Annotated in this window: 14 protein-coding genes and 1 tRNA gene; 13 read left to right on the plus strand and 2 right to left on the minus strand. The window is 60.1% G+C overall.

From position 1 onward, the window contains the following. The first annotated feature begins 43 nt into the window (after positions 1–43). The 8 genes from HX812_RS13035 to HX812_RS13070 all read left to right on the plus strand — a co-directional run bounded on the left by HX812_RS13035 (position 44) and on the right by HX812_RS13070 (position 7991). Positions 44–119: transfer RNA gene (locus tag HX812_RS13035), tRNA-Glu, on the plus strand. A gap of 182 nt (positions 120–301) precedes the next feature. Next, entirely contained in the window at positions 302–841 is a 540-nt protein-coding gene (locus HX812_RS13040) for a TetR/AcrR family transcriptional regulator (RefSeq protein ID WP_010209050.1), read from the plus strand. 15 nt (positions 842–856) lie between these two features. After that, positions 857–1690: an alpha/beta hydrolase gene (locus tag HX812_RS13045; protein WP_038845711.1), complete on the plus strand. Its 834-nt coding sequence runs from the start codon at positions 857–859 to the stop codon at positions 1688–1690. Between the two features lie 39 nt (positions 1691–1729). Continuing rightward, positions 1730–2164: a thioesterase family protein gene (locus tag HX812_RS13050; RefSeq protein ID WP_038845576.1), complete on the plus strand. Its 435-nt coding sequence runs from the start codon at positions 1730–1732 to the stop codon at positions 2162–2164. 55 nt (positions 2165–2219) lie between these two features. Continuing rightward, on the plus strand, positions 2220–3197 hold the full coding sequence (locus tag HX812_RS13055) for a tRNA-dihydrouridine synthase (protein ID WP_038845577.1): 978 nt from the start codon (positions 2220–2222) through the stop codon (positions 3195–3197). 564 nt (positions 3198–3761) lie between these two features. Beyond that, positions 3762–4955, plus strand: a complete 1194-nt coding sequence (locus HX812_RS13060; protein ID WP_177128259.1) for a hypothetical protein — start codon at positions 3762–3764, stop codon at positions 4953–4955. Between the two features lie 295 nt (positions 4956–5250). Further along, a complete protein-coding gene (locus HX812_RS13065; protein ID WP_306173382.1) occupies positions 5251–6000 on the plus strand; it encodes a hypothetical protein in 750 nt (249 codons plus the stop codon). A 65-nt stretch (positions 6001–6065) separates the two neighbouring features. Continuing rightward, positions 6066–7991, plus strand: coding sequence for a hypothetical protein (locus HX812_RS13070; RefSeq protein WP_038845582.1), 1926 nt, complete (start codon positions 6066–6068; stop codon positions 7989–7991). On the opposite strand, the gene HX812_RS13075 is transcribed toward HX812_RS13070, so the two are convergent. Together HX812_RS13075 and HX812_RS13080 are read right to left on the minus strand one after the other, a co-directional pair. Next, positions 7988–11284, minus strand: coding sequence for an EAL domain-containing protein (locus HX812_RS13075; protein WP_038845584.1), 3297 nt, complete (start codon positions 11282–11284; stop codon positions 7988–7990). The two genes, HX812_RS13070 and HX812_RS13075, sit on opposite strands and share 4 nt — an antisense overlap. A 66-nt stretch (positions 11285–11350) precedes the next feature. Then, a complete protein-coding gene (locus HX812_RS13080) occupies positions 11351–12241 on the minus strand; it encodes a LysR family transcriptional regulator (RefSeq protein ID WP_038845586.1) in 891 nt (296 codons plus the stop codon). A gap of 140 nt (positions 12242–12381) precedes the next feature. On the opposite strand from HX812_RS13080, the gene leuC reads away from it, so the two are divergent. The 5 genes from leuC to asd all read left to right on the plus strand — a co-directional run bounded on the left by leuC (position 12382) and on the right by asd (position 17601). Then, positions 12382–13800 (plus strand): 3-isopropylmalate dehydratase large subunit, encoded by a 1419-nt coding sequence (leuC, locus tag HX812_RS13085; RefSeq protein ID WP_038845589.1) that lies wholly within the window; start codon positions 12382–12384, stop codon positions 13798–13800. A 10-nt stretch (positions 13801–13810) separates the two neighbouring features. Next, positions 13811–14455, plus strand: a complete 645-nt coding sequence (leuD, locus tag HX812_RS13090) for a 3-isopropylmalate dehydratase small subunit (protein ID WP_010209061.1) — start codon at positions 13811–13813, stop codon at positions 14453–14455. 68 nt (positions 14456–14523) lie between these two features. Beyond that, positions 14524–15288 (plus strand): class I SAM-dependent methyltransferase, encoded by a 765-nt coding sequence (locus tag HX812_RS13095; protein WP_038845593.1) that lies wholly within the window; start codon positions 14524–14526, stop codon positions 15286–15288. A 53-nt stretch (positions 15289–15341) separates the two neighbouring features. After that, positions 15342–16424: a 3-isopropylmalate dehydrogenase gene (gene leuB, locus HX812_RS13100; RefSeq protein ID WP_033901802.1), complete on the plus strand. Its 1083-nt coding sequence runs from the start codon at positions 15342–15344 to the stop codon at positions 16422–16424. A 64-nt stretch (positions 16425–16488) separates the two neighbouring features. Continuing rightward, complete coding sequence (gene asd / locus HX812_RS13105) at positions 16489–17601, plus strand: aspartate-semialdehyde dehydrogenase (RefSeq protein WP_016976627.1); 1113 nt, start codon at positions 16489–16491, stop codon at positions 17599–17601. The last annotated feature ends 121 nt before the right edge of the window (positions 17602–17722 follow it).

Below are 17722 nucleotides of genomic sequence, written 5' to 3' on the forward strand. Positions count from 1 at the left end.
TGGATCGATCAGTCTCAGCCTGATCAGTGTACAGAAGGTTTGTGTCCCCTTCGTCTAGTGGCCTAGGACACCGCCCTTTCACGGCGGTAACAGGGGTTCGAGTCCCCTAGGGGACGCCACGATTACCCGCTTTGCGGGATTTTTAAGGGTCATTCAATTATTGAATGGCCCTTTTGTTTGTCTGGCGTTTGGCCAAATCTTTCCTCCATGCCCTTCTTCTCTTCTGACCAGCGGTCATGCCTGTGGCTTGTCAAATATTATTATGGTAATAATATTCAACCCATGAACATCGGAGGCAATGATGAGCGATAAAAAAGCGCAAACCCGCGAACGCATTCTGCAGGCCGCCAGCGCCGCGTTGATCCAGCGCGGCCCGGCCGAACCGAGTGTGGGTGAAGTCATGGGCGCGGCGGGGCTGACCGTCGGTGGTTTCTACGCGCACTTCGAAAGCAAGGACGCACTGATGCTGGAGGCCTTCACTCAGTTGCTGGCCAAGCGTCGTGCGTCGATTGATGACATGGACGCCCAGTTGACCGGGGAGGAGCGCAGAAGCCTGGTGGCGGCGTTCTATCTGTCGCGCAAGCACCGTGACTCTACCGCCCAGGCCTGCCCGATCCCGGCGACCGTCGGTGAGATGAGTCGTCTGCCGGATGAATTCCGCCAGGCGCTGAACGAGCACTGCGAGCTGATGGCTGCGCAACTCGCCGCCAGCCCTGAAGACACCGACAAAGCCCTGGCGGACATGGCGCTGATGATCGGTGGCCTGGCCTTGGCCCGCGCCTTGGGGCCGGGCGAGTTGTCTGACCGTGTGCTGCGCGCCGCCAAGTCGGCCGTGCGCTAGAAGAGGGCTGTCATGATGGGCACGTTAACCTGGATTCGTCGCTTCAACGGCACCCTGGGGCACCTGGCACCGCAAACGGTGGCCAACAAGATGCGCCGGGCCTTCATGACCCCCCGAGACCTGCCGCCGCGTGACTGGGAGCTGCCGCTGTTGGCGCAATCGGAGCGCATCACCTTGCGCTTCGGTCTGTCCGCCTTGCGCTGGGGCCAGGGGCCTGCGGTGTTGTTGATGCACGGTTGGGAAGGGCGGCCCACTCAATTCGCCAGCCTGATCACGGCATTGGTCGACAACGGTTACTCCGTGATTGCTCTCGACGGTCCCGCCCATGGCCGTTCGCCAGGGCGTGAAGCCCATGTGCTGCTGTTCGCCCGCGCCATGCTCGAAGCCGCTGCCGAGTTGCCGCCGCTGCATGCGGTGATCGGTCATTCCATGGGCGGCGCCAGTGCGATGCTGGCGGTGCAGTTGGGCTTGCGCACTGAGGCGTTGGTGAGCATCGCCGCACCGTCTCGCTTTCTGGATGTGCTGCGGGGCTTCACCCAGATGGTCGGTTTGCCGGCGCGGGCGCGTTCGGCGTTCATCCAAGAGGTTGAGCAAACCTTTGGCATGCCGCTCAAGCATCTGGATGTGGCCCATTACCAAATGAATATTCCTGGCCTGATCGTGCACGCCGAAGACGATACGTTCGTCCCGGTCAAAGCCTCTCACGCTATTCACGAAGCCTGGTTCGACAGCCGCCTGCTGCGCCTGGAGCAGGGCGGTCACCAGAAAGTGCTGGCCGATCCGCGTGTGATCGACGCTGTGCTGGCGCTGCTGGCCGGCCGTCGTCTACAGGCGCGGCAAACGGCCTGATACACTGCCCCGGATACGTTAATCGACCGGGAGCAAGGCATGGGCTGGGATTTGGCAACGCCGTTTATCATCGATCTGCAGGTGACCCCTGAAGACATCGACGGCCTGGGGCACGCCAACAACGCGGTGTATGTGTCCTGGCTGGAGCGCTGCGCCTGGCGTCATTCCCAGCGTTTGGGCCTGGACCTTACCGAGTACCGCCGCCTGGACCGCGCCATGGCAGTGGTGCGCCATGAGATCGACTACCTGGCCGCCGGCTACGAAGGCGACGAGCTGCAACTGGCCACCTGGATCGTCGACTGGGACCAGCGCCTGAAGATGACCCGGCGTTTCCAGCTGGTTCGCCCGCGTGACGGCGTGACCCTGCTGCGTGCGCAAACCACCTTTGTCTGCATCGAACTCTCCACCGGCAAGCCCAAGCGCATGCCCGCAGAATTTCTCGACGGTTATGGCCCCGCCCTGACAGGGGGTTAACGGTTGCTGTGGGAAACCCAGTAAACTGCGCCACGATTTTTGTTGAGTGTTTTCCATGCAAATTGCTTTGGCGCCCATGGAGGGGTTGGTCGACAACATCCTGCGGGACGTTCTCACCCGTGTCGGCGGTATTGACTGGTGCGTGACCGAGTTCATCCGCGTCAACGACCGCCTGCTTACCCCCGCGTATTTCCATAAACTCGCCCCGGAACTGCTGCACGGCGCCCATACCGCCGCCGGTGTGCCGCTGCGCGTGCAATTGCTCGGCTCCGACCCGGTGTGCCTGGCGGAAAACGCCGCCTTGGCGTGTGAGCTGGGCTCGCAGGTCATCGACCTGAATTTCGGCTGCCCGGCCAAGACCGTCAACAAGTCCCGTGGCGGGGCAGTGCTGCTCAAGGAGCCGGAGCTGCTCAACCAGATCGTCGAACACGTGCGCCGCGCCGTACCGGCGCACATTCCAGTCACCGCCAAGATGCGCCTGGGTTTCGACAGCCCGGACGGCGCGCTGGTCTGTGCCACGGCCCTGGCCGAAGGCGGCGCGGCACATATCGTGGTGCATGCGCGGACCAAGACTGACGGCTACAAACCGCCCGCTCATTGGGAATGGATCCCGCGCGTACAAGATGTGGTCAAGGTGCCGGTATTCGCCAATGGTGATATCTGGAGCGTTGAAGACTGGAAGCGCTGCCGCGAAGTCAGTGGCGCCGAAGATATCATGCTGGGCCGTGGCCTGGTCGCGCGTCCGGACCTGGCGCGGCAGATTGCTGCGGCGCGGGCAGGCGAGGAAGTGATCGAGATGACCTGGGCCGAAATGCAGCCGATGCTCCAGGACTTCTGGACCCAATCGGTGGCGCAACTGACCGAGCGTCAGGCACCGGGGCGTTTGAAGCAATGGCTGGCGATGCTCACCCGCAATTACCCTGAGGCGGTGGAGTTGTTTACGCTGATGCGTAGGGAAACCGACCTGGAGCAGGTCGGGCGATTGCTGGGGATGCCCAGTCAGCGGGAACAGTCGGTTACGCTGCAAGATTAGGTTTACATATATAAGTGTTTCAACCATTGCGATAGAGGGCACCGAAAGGTGCCTTTTTTTTGTCTGAAAAGTACGTTTGGCGTCATTGTCTGCCGTCTGGAGTAGGTTTCAGTCGCTGTATTGCTAAAGCGGGCGAAGTGTTATTTCGAGATATATGCAAGTGTCTATGAGTGTTTGAGTTTGACTGCAACTAAGTTTTGAATTTATGTGTTTTTTAGTGTGCGGTAAAGTACTTGTGTGCGCGTCAATTAACATAGGTTTCGCTTGTAAGGCGATCGTGTTGTTTTCTTTAAATTACTTTGTTCAGAGGGTGTTGCCTTAAGTTTCCACTCCAGGAAGCGCCTTAGGCGTACACAGCCTGGGTTTTTCTCGGTTTGTCCATAGGCAAACACCCCTGGCGGTCAATTGGTTTCCTTATATAAGCCGCGCTTTTTCGGAACTCATTGTCGCTACGCCCCACGAATCTTACGAGTTTGCCGAACTCGCCGTTGTTTAACGCTCCCTGTCAATAACTGTCTCTCTCCTGCCATTGCAGGAGTTGGGCAAGGTCATAGGAATAAGAAAATGTCTAATGTCTCGACCCAAAAATTTGTGCCGATGAATACAGGTTACACTCAACTTAATCAGCCTTCTGTGCAAATGGATAAAGCACCTGGGTTATCGCCTTCGATGGACAGTGTTAGTAAGTTTCTGAAGGACACTAATCCCGCCTCTAAAGATACTCATGTGCCGATGAATAAGGAGTCGCTGGAAAAGTTGTTTGCCATGTTTGAGTTCGCGGTCAAGGCTATGCGTAGCATGCTCGCCGGTATGGGGGTGCTGCCCAAGTTGCCCGGTGAGGCGGATGCTCAGCCCCAGGTGAAGCCTGGCCCGGACGCCAAGGTCGTTGCGGATACGGCGGCCCAGAGCAAGGTAGCACCTGCAGCGGATACCAAGCCAAAAGTGATGCCAGCAGCTGATAATAAGGTTGCCACGGATACCGGCGTCCAACCCAAGGTCACAGCCGAAGCGGATACCAAGCCAAAAGTGATGCCCGGTGCCGATACCAAGGTTGCCATGGATACGGGAGTGCAACCCAAGGTCACGCCGCAAGCAGACGCCAGGGCAAAGGTGGAGCCCAAGCTAGATACACACGTCACGCCAGATAGGCCTGCGCAAGTGACTATCACGCCGGACGGTAAACCCAATGCCAAGCAGGTAACGACTACCCTCACCGACGTTGGACAGCAGAATAAGCTGTCGTCTGATATCAACGTGATTGTGCAGGTGCAGAACTGCCATTGCCCGCATACGGACGAAAAAACCCCGCCACAACCCCGGCACGCACAACCGGTGATAGCGCCAAAGGTCGACGTACAACCCACGCCGCCGCTGGTGGTGACGCCAACGGTAGAAACAAAACCCGCGCCGCAGCCGGCGGTAACCCCGAAGGTCGATGCACAACCCACGCCGCCGCTGGTGGTGATGCCAAAGGTTGAAACCAAACCCGCGCCGCCGTCGGTGGTAACCCCGAAGGTCGATGCACAACCCGCGCCGCCGCTGGTGGTGATGCCAAAGGTTGAAACCAAACCCGCGCCGCCGTCGGTGGTAACCCCGAAGGTCGATGCAGAACCCACGCCGCCGCCGGTGGTAACGCCCAACATCGACACAAAACCCACGCCGGAGATTACATCCCCCGCACCCGATAACTTGGCGGACGACTTCGCCAGGCACTCCCATAGCCGGTTCTCCAGGTCCAGCCTCCGCTCTCGCTTCTGAGCCTGCTGCCTTGAAGCGTTAAACACCAACGTAATGATCGTTCCCTGGCCGATGCGGTCAGGGAGCCTCCTCAATGAGGTATGAAGTCATGTTGTCGATCAAACATCTTCCTATTACACGGCCCACTATTGATCCTTATAGCCCGTCAGGTTTTTCAGGTAGCGCTTCCCTCGATTCTGCCAGCCGAAACAGTTTGCGCACTGCGACACAGGCCTCACCCGCAGCGTCGCAGCCTAGGAATATCGGTAATACCGCAGACCCCGAGGCCGTGTTGGGTATGCTTAAGGACTTGTTCATGCAGTTCTTCAACCAGTTGCAGGGCATCTTGGATAAAGGCGTACGCCCGCCGGTGCCGAAAAACAACGACTTGCCCATTCCGCAACCCCGCGTGAAACCCGCTGACGACGCGACACTGACAGACAAGCGAAACGAATACATTCCCGGGCTCTCCAACAAACGCAAAGGTGAAAAGCCCAACAACATCTGGACTGGTTTTCGCCAAGGAAGTAATGGTAATTGCGTAACGATTTCCGCCATCAAGGCGGCGATGGCGAAGTTTGGTCAAAGCCCAAAGGATATTTATAAGTCTGTGGAGGCCAGTGAGCAGGGTTATAAAGTTGTTATGCGTGACGGGTTTGAATTGACGCTGAGCAAGGCCGAGTTGCAGGCGGCTATTCGCGGTTCCAACTTTGTCGGCATGAGTGATCCAGAAATGCTCAAGGATGCCCACTTCCTGTTTGCCTGTTCCGCCAAGCGTGCGCAGATGGAGAACAACGACGGATGGGCGAGCAGAAGTTTCAATGCGGCGATCACGACGCTCAATAATGGTGAAGACGAAGACAGGAACAAGCCTGGCGAAGGCTTCCTGCGGCTGGGGTTGAAGGACCACATGAAGAGGGTCAAGGTGAGTGAATTCGCTGACCCGTCTTTGATCGGTATGGTCAATAGGCGCGGACATTCGGTTGCCGTCGTGGAGGGTTGCGAGGAGTTATACGGGCGCAAAGGCGATCGACCCAGGGATGGACAGGCCGTTGCGTTGATCTGATCACCTCGCCTGATCCGAGCTTCCGGTCTCGAACTCTCCCACTGTTTCAGAAAAGAGTGAACGATATGAGTACGTTTGCAATTGGATCTTTCGCGCGCTCCAATCCCACGGCGACGCAATTATCAAACCACCCTGAAGCGTCTCGCATCCCAGCTTTTGATGTGCCGGAGAGGGGCTTTGGCGAGCATTTCAACGCGAGTTCACACAGCGCGGTCATCAAGTTGATGATGCTCAAGTTCGGCCCAAGCCCTGGCGATATGTTCACCGATGTACTGAGCAACGGTGAGGCTTACGACGTGACCATGAAAGATGGTTATCGGCTGCATCTATCCAAACAGGAACTGCAACAGGCAGCGTCTGCATCGCGTTTTACCGGCAGTGATGGCGATGTGTTGGGCAGTGCCCATTTTGCGCTGGCAGTGTTCATCAAGCGTAAACAACTCGAGCGCGGCAGTTCGCCGGATCTCCCCGATTTTCAGTCGATGCTGACGGAGTCTCTGCAAGGTGAAACGACCTTTAACATGCTCAAAGGTATGGGGTTATCCCGTCATCTTCAGCATGTAGCCACTGCAACGGTTGTGGCTGCGGGCGGAGCAGGCGTAGCAGACAGCTATGACGCAGGTTCTTCCCTGATTTATGCAGGCAAGGCGCATCAATTTGGCAGGGAGCGCTCACCGGACCGAGCCTACCTGTATACGTTGATGAGCGATAACGCACCGAAGCCTCCCGTGGTCCCGGCTCCCGTTGCGCCTATCGTCGTACCCAAGGTTGACCCGGCCACCTCGAAGGTCCGACCCGAGGCCGCAGGGGTGATGCAGGGCTTCAGTGAGGGCTCGCGAAATTTTGGCGAAGTCTTTGACCTGAGCAGCCACGCCGCGGTCATCAAGCTGATGATGCTCAGGTTTGGCCCGTCGCCCTCCGATATGTTTGAGCGTGTCGAGGCGACCGCTACGGGGTACAGCATCACGATGAAAGACGGGTTTGAAGTGACGCTGTCAAAGCAGGAGTTGCAGCGCACTGGCGCAGCGTCAAGGTTTTCCGGGCCTGATGTGCAAAAGGTCGCTGATGCCAATTTCATGCTGGCGGCCTTTGCCAAGCGCAAACAGGTTGAAGGCAATGCTGGGTTTGATGCCGTGCTATCGAGCACTTTGTGCGGAGAGCACATTTACAACGTCTTGAAGGGCATGGGGCTGACCGGCTTTTTGCGGGTTGTGTCGCCCGAAAAACTACTAGAACCCCACAGCGTCGGCGTCACCCCTACCTTCAACTATTCAGGCGCGCTTGTCGTGGATGGCATCAAGCATAGCAACGGTGAACAAGCGTCCGTCAGCAAGGATTATGGCTACCAACTTGCCGCAGACGCCCCGGTCGACCCCAACGGCAAGCCTGCGCAGTTCTCGGCGGTACCCGTGGGGGTCAAGCCTGCCGATATCTGGCGCGGTTTCTATCAAGGCGTTGAAGGTAACTGTGTCACGGTGTCGGCCATCAAGGCCGCGATGATGAAGTATGGGCAAAACCCGCTGGGGATCTTCAAGCGTGTCACTGAAACGCCAGCAGGTTTCAGCATCGCCATGCGGGATGGTTGCACGGTGCGCCTCACCCATGCCGAGCTGAGCCAGGCACGAGAGGCTGCCAACTTCCATGGAACGGATAAAGGCCTGATTGAGGATGCGGTGTTCCTGTATGCCGCAAGTGCCAAGCGTGCCCAACTGGAGAACCATGAGTTTCGCGCCGGCGCTGGCTTCAATGCCGCCCTCAAAACGTTGAATAACGGGGAAGTCCCGGGCGATGCGTTACGACGCCTTGGCTTGTATGCATTCACCCGCGCAAGCAGCGTGGAGGAACTGGCGTCAGGCGTGCCAGGCACCCTAGCGAACTTCGGGCATTCCGTAGTCGTGGTAAAGGGTGCACTTGATGATTATGGGGACAAGCGTGACTTGAACAGTTCGCACTGGATGCAACAGGGCGGTCACGCCTTGAAGCTGGTTTAACCCCGCCCATCTCCCGCGAGCAAGCGTTCCCTGAATCCGATCATAGGCAGTGGCCGGCTGTGCAAATACCCTTGGTACAAATGGCAACCCAGGCCCTGCAGGAACGCGAGTTGGTCCTGGGTTTCCACGCCTTCGGCAATCACCTCCAGGTTCAGGCTGCGGGCCATGGCGACAATGGCGCGGATGATCTCGGCGTCGTTGGGGTCATGGGTGGCGTCACGCACAAAGGATTGGTCAATCTTCAGCGCGTCCACCGGCAGGCGCTTGAGGTAGGTCAGTGATGAATAGCCGGTGCCGAAGTCATCCATCGCAAAGCTCACGCCGAGTTTTTTCAGGCGGCGCATTTTACTGATGGTGTCGTCCAGATTCTGGATCACGATGCCTTCGGTGATTTCCAGTTTCAACAGGCTGAATGGCAGCTCGTGCTGCTTGAGGCTGCGCTCCACCCGCTCCACGAAGTCGTTCTGGCGAAACTGCCGAGGACTGATGTTCACGCACAGGCTGAAATTCAGCGGGTCGACCAGGCCTTCGGCGATCAACTGTTGGAAGGCGGCGCAGGCTTCATCGAGGATCCAGGTACCGACTTCAAGGATCAGGCCGCTGTCCTCCAGCACCTTGATAAACTCCGCGGGCGACTGCGCACCCAGTTGCGGATGCTGCCAGCGCACCAAGGCCTCGGCGCCGACGATGCGGTTGCCCCGCGCATCCACCTGCGGTTGGTAATGCACGCTGAACTCGCCGCGCGACAGGGCCAGGCGCAGGTCGGTCTCCATGCGCAGGCGTTCGCTGGCGGTTTTTTGCATGCTGTTGTGGAACATCTGCGTGGTGTTGCGTCCTGAGTCTTTGGCGCGATACAGGGCGATATCGGCACGCTTGAGCAAGTCCGCAGGCGTGGAACCGTGATCGGGAATCAACGCCACGCCAATGCTCGGCGTGACTTGCAAGCGATGGCCATCCAGGAACATCGGCTCCGACAGCAGTTCACGCAAGGTGTCGGCCAGTTCCTGGACCTGACGGCTGACTTCCGTGCGCGTGCCATCCAGGCCGCTGAGCAGTACTACAAACTCATCGCCACCCAGGCGCGCCACGGTGTCCTCCATGCGCACGCTGGCTTCCAGGCGGGCAGTGACTATCTTCAGCACTGTGTCGCCCACCGGGTGGCCGAGGGAATCGTTGATGTGCTTGAAGTGGTCGAGGTCGAGGAACAGCAGTGCGCCGCGCAGGTTGTGGCGCTTGAGCAGAGCGATCTGCTGGCTCAGGCGGTCCATCAACAGGGCGCGGTTGGGCAGGTTGGTCAGCGGGTCGTGATAGGCCAGGTGACGGATCTGCGCCTGGGCGTTTTTCAGCAGGCTCACGTCCCGTGCGGTCAGCAGCAGGCACGGGGTTTCGTTGAGGGTGATGGGTTCAACCGAGACTTCTACCGCCAGTAACTCGCCGCGTTTGTTGTGCCAGAGCATTTCCAGGTGATGGATACGACCCTTGATCTGCAATTCGGCCAGCAGCGCGGCACGCTGGTTCTCGTCGGCCCAGATGCCGATCTGGTAGAGGGTCAGGCCAATGGCTTCCTCGGCGCGATAACCGGTCAACCGGCAGAAACCGTCGTTGACCTCCACATAACGGCCGGTGTCGCGCTCGGTGATGGAAATCGCATCAGGGCTGGAATGGAAGGCCTTGGCGAATTTCTCTTCGCTGGCCTTGAGCGCGGCTTCCGAGCGCTGTTGTTGAGTGATGTCGCGCAAGGTGGTGACGATACACGGCTGGTCGCCCACCTTGATCAGCCGGCTGGAAATCACGCAGGTCAGCGCCTGGCCATTCTTGTGATGCACCACGATCGCCACATTGCTCAGAGCCTGCTCGCGGATCACCCGTTCGATCCGTTGCAGGCGCTTGCTGGATTCGTCCCACAGGCCAATCTGCTCGGCGCTCTTGTCGATCACCTCGGCGGCCGTCCAGCCAAAGGTCTGGGTAAACGCGGGGTTGATCTCGATAAACGCGCCGCTGTCCAGGCCGGTGACGCAGATTGGGTCGGGGCTGGCCTGGAACAGGCTGGCGAATTTTTCTTCAGAGGCGGTCAGGCGTTGTTCACGTTCGACCTGGTCGGTGATGTCGAGCAAGGTGCCGGCCATGCGCAGCGGTGCGCCGTGCTCGTCGCGGTACAGGCGTGCGCGGCTTTCGAGGTAGCGCGAGCTGCCGTCCTCCATGGGCACGCGATACGTCAGTTGATAGTTGCCCGCCGGGCCTTCGCGCAGGGTGCGGTAGGCGTTGCGCATGCTCTCGCGCTCGTCATCGGGCATGCCTTCGAAGAACGCATCGAACGACTCATGGAAGGGTTCCGGCGGCAGGCCGTGCAATTGGGCGGCGCGGGCCGAGCCATAGAGCATGCCAGTCGGGATGTGCCAGTCCCAGGTGCCCAGTTGCGCCGAGTCCAGGGCCAGGTCGAGGCGTTCCTGGCTGTCCTTGAGGGCTTGTTCGGCGTTTTTGCGCTCGGTGGTGTCGAGAAAGGTACTGATCAGGTAGGCCTCGCCTTCCAGTTCGACCTTCTGCGCACTGAGGGTGCCATCGTGGATCTGGCCGTTGCTCGCGCAAAACTGGACTTCCATGGTGATCGGTTCGCCCTTGCGCTGGGTGGCTTTCACCAACTGCGCGCGTTGCTCCGGGTGACGCCACAGACCGAGGTCCAGGGTGGTGCGGCCGATGGCGTCGGCGAGCGGCCAGCCGAACAGCATTTCGAAATACTGGTTGGCTTCGCTGATCAGGCCGTCGGCCTGGCGGGTCAGCAGGACCATGTTCGGGCACAGGTGGAACAGCGTGGCAAAGCGTTTTTCGGAGTGGCTGAGGGCGGTTTCGCGGTCGCGTTGGTGGGTGATCTCGCGGATCACTCCGATCATACGGCGCCGTCCGGCCTTGTCCGGCGCCAGGCTGCCGTTGATTTCCAGCCAATGAAGGCTGCCATCCGGCCATTGGATACGGTGATGCATGGCCTGTTCGAACGGCTCGCCCGCCAGCACCGCATGGAACGCCCGCACCACGCGGGCGCTGTCTTCGGGAGCCAGCAGGTCGAGGTAGTCCAGGTCTTTTGGCAGCGGTTGGCGCGGGTCAAAGCCAAACAACGCCTGGGTGCCCCGTGACCAGCTGATGCGGCCGGTGTCGATTTCCCAGCACCATGCCCCCAGCCGGGCAGCATTGAGCGCTGCCAGCAATTGCGGGGCGCTGTCCCAGCTTTGTTCCGCCGCTTGAGGGTCAAGGGCGTAGATGCGGGGCAGGGGTGGCACGGAATCGACGGGGTTGCGCATTATCAAAGGGCCTTGGCTCAATGGGCGTTCGGCGCGGCTTTATTCAGGCCTTGAGGCCGCACAGCTTCATGCCGGTATCCCTGGCAGATCGACCTGTGCATCCAATAGGCTCATGAAAGCCCGCGCAGCGTTCGACAGCGTCCTTTCGGTGTGCACGATATAGCCTAGCTGGCGACTGAGCTGTATGCCCGGCAAAGCGATACTTGCCACCTGATCATCCAGCATCGTGCGCGGCAATACGCTCCAGGCCAGGCCGATCGACACCATCATCTTGATAGTTTCCAGGTAGTTAGTGCTCATCGCGATGTTCGGCGTGAGGCCCTGGGCCTCGAATAATCGGCTGACAATATGGTGGGTAAAGGTGTTGCCGCCGGGGAAAACGGCGGGGTGGCCGGCAATATCGGCCAGGCTGATGCTGCCGTTGCTGATCAGGCTGTGCTCCGGCGCGACCACGAAATCCAGCGGGTCATCCCACACCGGGGTGGCCCGCACCAGGTTGTGAGGATCGGGCGCCAGGGTGATCACCGCCACTTCGGCACGGCCATGGAGGATTTCTTCGTAGGCCACTTCCGAATCGAGGAACTGAATATCCAGCGCCACATTCGGGTATTCCCGGGTAAAGGTGCGCAGCACCGGCGGCAAGCGATGCAGGCCGATGTGGTGACTGGTGGCCAGGGTCAGGCGGCCGCTGACTTCGCCGGTGAGGTTGGTCAGGGCGCGGCGGGTGTCGTCCAGCACATTGAGGATCTGATAAGCGCGCGGCAGCAAGGCCCGTCCGGCCTCAGTCAAACCGACTTCGCGACCCAGGCGATCGAACAGGCGCACCTTCAATTGTTGCTCCAGGCCGGCAATGCGCTTGCTGATGGCCGGTTGGGTCAGGTGCAGGCGTTCACCGGCGCCGGAGAAGCTGCCGGTCTCGGCGATGGCAATAAAGGCGTTGAGGTTGGCCAGGTCCATTGTGGTATTCCAGTTGGTAATCCAAAGCATAAAAAATATGAATTTGAGTTATTTAATGTAGCGCCATACCATCAGCCTCACAAGCCAAAGGGTTATTGAAAGGCCCGGCATAGAGAAACACCGCTGATGAGGACCGACTGATGGCCGGCAAAACGCTTTACGACAAGCTTTGGGATTCCCATGAAGTGAAACGGCGCGACGATGGCTCGTCGCTGATCTATATCGACCGTCACATCATCCATGAAGTGACCTCGCCCCAAGCGTTCGAAGGCCTGCGACTGGCCGGGCGCAAGCCTTGGCGCGTCGACTCCATCATCGCCACACCCGACCACAACGTGCCGACCACCCCAGAGCGCAAGGGCGGCATCGACGCAATCGTCGACACTGTCTCGCGTTTGCAGGTACAGACCCTCGACGACTACTGCGACGAATATGGCATTACCGAATTCAAGATGAATGACGTACGTCAAGGCATCGTGCACGTGATCGGCCCGGAGCAGGGCGCGACCTTGCCGGGCATGACCGTGGTCTGCGGTGACTCCCATACCTCCACCCACGGTGCCTTTGGCGCTTTGGCCCACGGCATCGGCACATCCGAGGTGGAGCATGTGTTCGCCACCCAGTGCCTGGTCGCCAAGAAGATGAAGAACATGTTGGTCTTGGTCGAAGGCAAGCTGCCATTTGGCGTGACCGCCAAGGACATCGTCCTCGCCGTGATCGGCAAGATCGGCACCGCCGGCGGTAACGGCCATGCCATCGAGTTCGCCGGCAGCGCCATCCGTGACCTGTCCATCGAAGGCCGCATGACCATCTGCAACATGTCCATCGAAGCCGGTGCCCGTGTGGGCATGGTGGCGGCGGACGAAAAGACCGTTGAATACGTCAAGGGTCGTCCTTTCGCTCCGGCAGGCGCGGATTGGGATGCGGCGGTAGAAGCCTGGAAAGACCTGGTTTCCGATACCGATGCGGTGTTTGACACCGTGGTTGAACTCGATGCTGCCCAGATCAAGCCACAAGTCAGCTGGGGCACTTCGCCGGAAATGGTCTTGGCCGTTGACCAGAATGTGCCGGACCCGGCCAAAGAGGCCGATCTGGTCAAGCGTGGTTCCATCGAGCGCGCCTTGAAGTACATGGGTTTGCAGGCCAACCAGGCGATCACCGATATTCAGTTGGACCGCGTGTTCATCGGCTCCTGCACCAACTCGCGGATCGAAGACCTGCGCGCCGCGGCGGTGATCGCCAAGGGCCGCAAAGTGGCGTCGACCATCAAGCAAGCCATCGTGGTGCCAGGCTCCGGTCTGGTTAAAGCCCAGGCAGAAGCCGAAGGCCTCGACAAGATCTTCCTCGAAGCCGGTTTTGAATGGCGTGAGCCGGGCTGCTCGATGTGCCTGGCGATGAACCCGGACCGTTTGGAATCGGGCGAGCATTGCGCGTCTACGTCCAACCGTAACTTCGAAGGGCGTCAGGGCGCCGGTGGGCGTACCCACCTGGTCAGCCCGGCCATGGCTGCTGCGGCGGCCGTCAACGGTCGTTTCATCGACGTTCGCGAATTGATCTGAGGAATACCCGATGCGTGCTTTTACCCAACACACCGGCCTTGTCGCTCCTTTGGATCGCGCCAACGTCGACACCGACCAGATCATCCCCAAGCAGTTCTTGAAGTCGATCAAACGCACCGGTTTCGGTCCTAACCTGTTCGACGAGTGGCGCTACCTGGACGTGGGCTACGCCTATCAGGACAACTCCAAGCGCCCGCTGAACAAGGACTTCGTGCTCAATGCCGAACGTTACCAAGGCGCCAGCGTGCTGCTGGCCCGCGAGAACTTCGGTTGCGGCTCCAGCCGTGAACACGCGCCGTGGGCCCTGGAAGAATATGGCTTTCGCAGCATCATCGCGCCGAGCTATGCCGACATCTTCTTCAACAACAGCTTCAAGAACGGCCTGTTGCCGATCATCTTGACCGACGAAGAAGTTGACGAGCTGTTCAAGCAGGTAGAAGCCGAAGAGGGCTACCAACTGACCGTCGACCTGGCCGCGCAAACGGTGACCCGTCCGGACGGCAAGGTGTATCACTTTGAAGTGGATGCGTTCCGTAAGCACTGCCTGATCAACGGCCTGGACGACATCGGCCTGACCTTGCAGGACGGCGATGCGATTGCGGCGTTTGAGGCCAAGCACCGGGCGAGCCAGCCTTGGTTGTTTCGCGATGCCTGATTTGATGTAAGCAGGACTGGCTCGCGAAGGCGGCAGCACAAACAACACAAGTCCCAAGGAAAAGCACCATGACCAGCACTGCCCACACCCAAGTTGTGCAAAAACAATTCGGCGAGCAAGCCTCGGCCTACCTGAGCAGTGCCGTGCACGCCCAAGGCACCGAATTCGCGCTGCTGCAGGCCGAACTGGCCGGGCAGGGCAGTGCGCGACTGCTGGATTTGGGCTGCGGTGCCGGTCATGTCAGCTTTCACGTAGCCCCGCTGGTTAAAGAAGTGGTCGCCTACGACTTGTCCCAGCAGATGCTCGACGTGGTTGCCGCTGCGGCGACAGATCGCGGTTTGGACAACATCCGCACCGTCCACGGCGCCGCCGAACGCCTGCCGTTCGCTGATGGCGAGTTCAACTTCGTGTTCAGCCGTTATTCGGCCCACCACTGGAGCGACCTCGGCCAGGCCCTGCGCGAAGTGCGCCGCGTACTCAAACCGGGCGGTGTGGCGGCGTTCGTCGACGTCTTGTCACCGGGCAGCCCGCTGTTGGACACTTACCTGCAAACCGTCGAAGTGCTGCGCGACACCAGCCACGTGCGCGACTACTCCGCCGCCGAATGGATGCAGCAGCTCAGCGAGTCCGGCTTGCATGTGCGCACCAGCAGTCGCCAGCGTCTGCGCCTGGAATACACCTCGTGGGTCGAGCGCATGCGCACGCCAGAAGTACTGCGCGCTGCCATCCTTGAGTTGCAGAAAGCGATGGGCCAGGAAGTGCGCGATTATTACGAAATTCAGGCCGACGGCACCTTCAGCACCGACGTGCTGGTGGTTTTCGCCGAACGCTGATTGATTTTTCCCGACCTGCCCACGGGCGGGTCGCTTGATGAAATGAGGAACGCATGAGCAAGCAGATTCTGATTCTCCCTGGCGACGGTATTGGTCCGGAAATCATGGCCGAAGCGGTCAAGGTGTTGGAACTCGCCAACAGCAAGTACAGCCTGGGCTTCGAGCTGAGCCACGACGTGATCGGCGGCGCGGCCATCGACAAGCACGGCGTGCCCCTGGCCGATGAAACCCTGGACCGCGCCCGCGCGGCCGACGCCGTACTGCTCGGCGCCGTGGGTGGCCCGAAATGGGACAAGATCGAACGTGACATCCGCCCTGAGCGCGGCCTGCTGAAGATCCGTGCGCAACTGGGCCTGTTCGGCAACCTGCGCCCGGCGATCCTCTACCCGCAACTGGCTGACGCGTCGAGCCTCAAGCCGGAAGTGGTCGCGGGCCTGGATATCCTCATCGTGCGCGAGCTGACCGGCGGTATTTACTTCGGCTCGCCACGTGGCGTGCGCGAACTGGAAAATGGCGAGCGCCAGGCCTACGACACCCTGCCGTACAGCGAGAGCGAAATCCGCCGTATCGCCCGTGTCGGCTTCGACATGGCCCGCGTGCGTGGCAAGAAGGTCTGCTCGGTGGACAAGGCCAACGTCCTGGCCTCCAGCCAGTTGTGGCGTGAAATCGTCGAAGAAGTGGCCAAGGACTATCCGGACGTTGAGCTGAGCCACATGTACGTCGATAACGCCGCCATGCAGTTGGTGCGTGCACCCAAGCAGTTCGACGTGATCGTCACCGACAACCTGTTCGGCGACATCCTGTCTGACCAGGCGTCGATGCTCACCGGTTCCATCGGCATGCTGCCGTCGGCATCCCTGGACACCAATAACAAGGGCATGTACGAGCCGTGCCACGGTTCGGCGCCGGACATCGCGGGCCAGGGCATTGCCAACCCGTTGGCGACGATTCTGTCGGTCTCGATGATGCTGCGTTACAGCTTCAACCTGGCGGACGCGGCGGACGCGATCGAGAAGGCCGTGAGCCTGGTGCTGGACCAGGGCTTGCGCACTGGCGACATCTGGTCGCAGGGTTGCACCAAGGTCGGTACGCAAGAAATGGGCGACGCAGTAGTCGCCGCGCTGCGGAATCTGTAATCTCTCGGGCCCGCTTGCAGTTGTTGCTGCAAGGCGGCCCACTTTTTAACAAGGTGTAGTTGCGATGAAACGTGTAGGTCTGATCGGTTGGCGCGGTATGGTCGGTTCCGTGCTCATGCAGCGGATGCTGGAAGAGCAGGATTTCGATCTTATTGAGCCGGTGTTTTTCACCACTTCGAATGTGGGTGGCCAAGGGCCGTCTGTGGGTAAGGATATTGCCCCGCTCAAGGACGCCTACAACATTGAAGAGCTGAAAACCCTCGACGTGATTCTGACCTGTCAGGGCGGCGACTACACCAGCGAAGTCTTCCCCAAGCTGCGTGAAGCCGGCTGGCAGGGTTACTGGATCGACGCCGCGTCAAGCCTGCGCATGCAGGACGATGCCGTGATCATCCTCGACCCGGTGAACCGCAAGGTCATCGACCAGCAGCTGGACGCGGGCACCAAGAACTATGTCGGCGGCAACTGCACCGTCAGCCTGATGCTGATGGGCCTGGGCGGCCTGTTCGAAGCTGGCCTGGTCGAGTGGATGAGCGCCATGACCTATCAGGCTGCTTCCGGTGCCGGCGCGCAGAACATGCGTGAGCTGATCAAGCAGATGGGCGCGACCCACGCCGCCGTTGCCGATCAACTGGCCGACCCGGCCAGTGCGATCCTCGACATCGACCGCCGTGTGGCCGAAGCCATGCGCAGCGACGCCTACCCGACCGAGAACTTCGGCGTGCCATTGGCCGGCAGCCTGATCCCGTGGATCGACAAAGAGCTGCCGAACGGCCAGAGCCGTGAAGAGTGGAAGGCCCAGGCCGAGACCAACAAGATCCTCGGCCGCTTCAAGAGCCCGATCCCGGTGGACGGCATCTGCGTGCGTATTGGCGCGATGCGCTGCCACAGCCAGGCGCTGACCATCAAGCTGAACAAAGACGTGCCGATCAGCGATATCGAAGCCTTGATCAGCCAGCACAACCCGTGGGTCAAGCTGGTGCCGAACAACCGCGACATCAGCATGCAGGAACTGAGCCCGACCAAGGTCACCGGCACCCTGAATGTCCCGGTGGGCCGCCTGCGCAAGCTGAACATGGGCAGCCAGTTCCTGGGCGCGTTCACTGTGGGCGACCAACTGCTGTGGGGCGCGGCCGAACCGCTGCGCCGCATGCTGCGGATCTTGCTGGAGCGTTGATCGCTTGAAGCAATGAAGAAACCCGCGCTCTGGTGACAGGCGCGGGTTTTTTATTGGCCTCACCCCCAGCCACCCGGTAAAGTGCCGCTCCCCCCGCAATGCCCGAGGCAGCCCCCATGAC

Origin of the sequence: Pseudomonas sp. IPO3749 (assembly GCF_013386605.1) — a bacterium.
Lineage (GTDB): Bacteria > Pseudomonadota > Gammaproteobacteria > Pseudomonadales > Pseudomonadaceae > Aquipseudomonas > Aquipseudomonas azotoformans_A.

Excerpts from the sequence above, each read along its gene's own strand:
- HX812_RS13040 (WP_010209050.1), top strand. The coding sequence starts at position 302 with ATGAGCGATAAAAAAGCGCAAACCCGCGAACGCATTCTGCAGGCCGCC.
- HX812_RS13045 (WP_038845711.1), top strand. The coding sequence starts at position 857 with ATGGGCACGTTAACCTGGATTCGTCGCTTCAACGGCACCCTGGGGCAC.
- HX812_RS13050 (WP_038845576.1), top strand. The coding sequence starts at position 1,730 with ATGGGCTGGGATTTGGCAACGCCGTTTATCATCGATCTGCAGGTGACC.
- HX812_RS13055 (WP_038845577.1), top strand. The coding sequence starts at position 2,220 with ATGCAAATTGCTTTGGCGCCCATGGAGGGGTTGGTCGACAACATCCTG.
- HX812_RS13060 (WP_177128259.1), top strand. The coding sequence starts at position 3,762 with ATGTCTAATGTCTCGACCCAAAAATTTGTGCCGATGAATACAGGTTAC.
- HX812_RS13065 (WP_306173382.1), top strand. The coding sequence starts at position 5,251 with ATGCAGTTCTTCAACCAGTTGCAGGGCATCTTGGATAAAGGCGTACGC.
- HX812_RS13070 (WP_038845582.1), top strand. The coding sequence starts at position 6,066 with ATGAGTACGTTTGCAATTGGATCTTTCGCGCGCTCCAATCCCACGGCG.
- HX812_RS13075 (WP_038845584.1), bottom strand. The coding sequence starts at position 11,284 with ATGCGCAACCCCGTCGATTCCGTGCCACCCCTGCCCCGCATCTACGCC.
- HX812_RS13080 (WP_038845586.1), bottom strand. The coding sequence starts at position 12,241 with ATGGACCTGGCCAACCTCAACGCCTTTATTGCCATCGCCGAGACCGGC.
- leuC (WP_038845589.1), top strand. The coding sequence starts at position 12,382 with ATGGCCGGCAAAACGCTTTACGACAAGCTTTGGGATTCCCATGAAGTG.
- leuD (WP_010209061.1), top strand. The coding sequence starts at position 13,811 with ATGCGTGCTTTTACCCAACACACCGGCCTTGTCGCTCCTTTGGATCGC.
- HX812_RS13095 (WP_038845593.1), top strand. The coding sequence starts at position 14,524 with ATGACCAGCACTGCCCACACCCAAGTTGTGCAAAAACAATTCGGCGAG.
- leuB (WP_033901802.1), top strand. The coding sequence starts at position 15,342 with ATGAGCAAGCAGATTCTGATTCTCCCTGGCGACGGTATTGGTCCGGAA.
- asd (WP_016976627.1), top strand. The coding sequence starts at position 16,489 with ATGAAACGTGTAGGTCTGATCGGTTGGCGCGGTATGGTCGGTTCCGTG.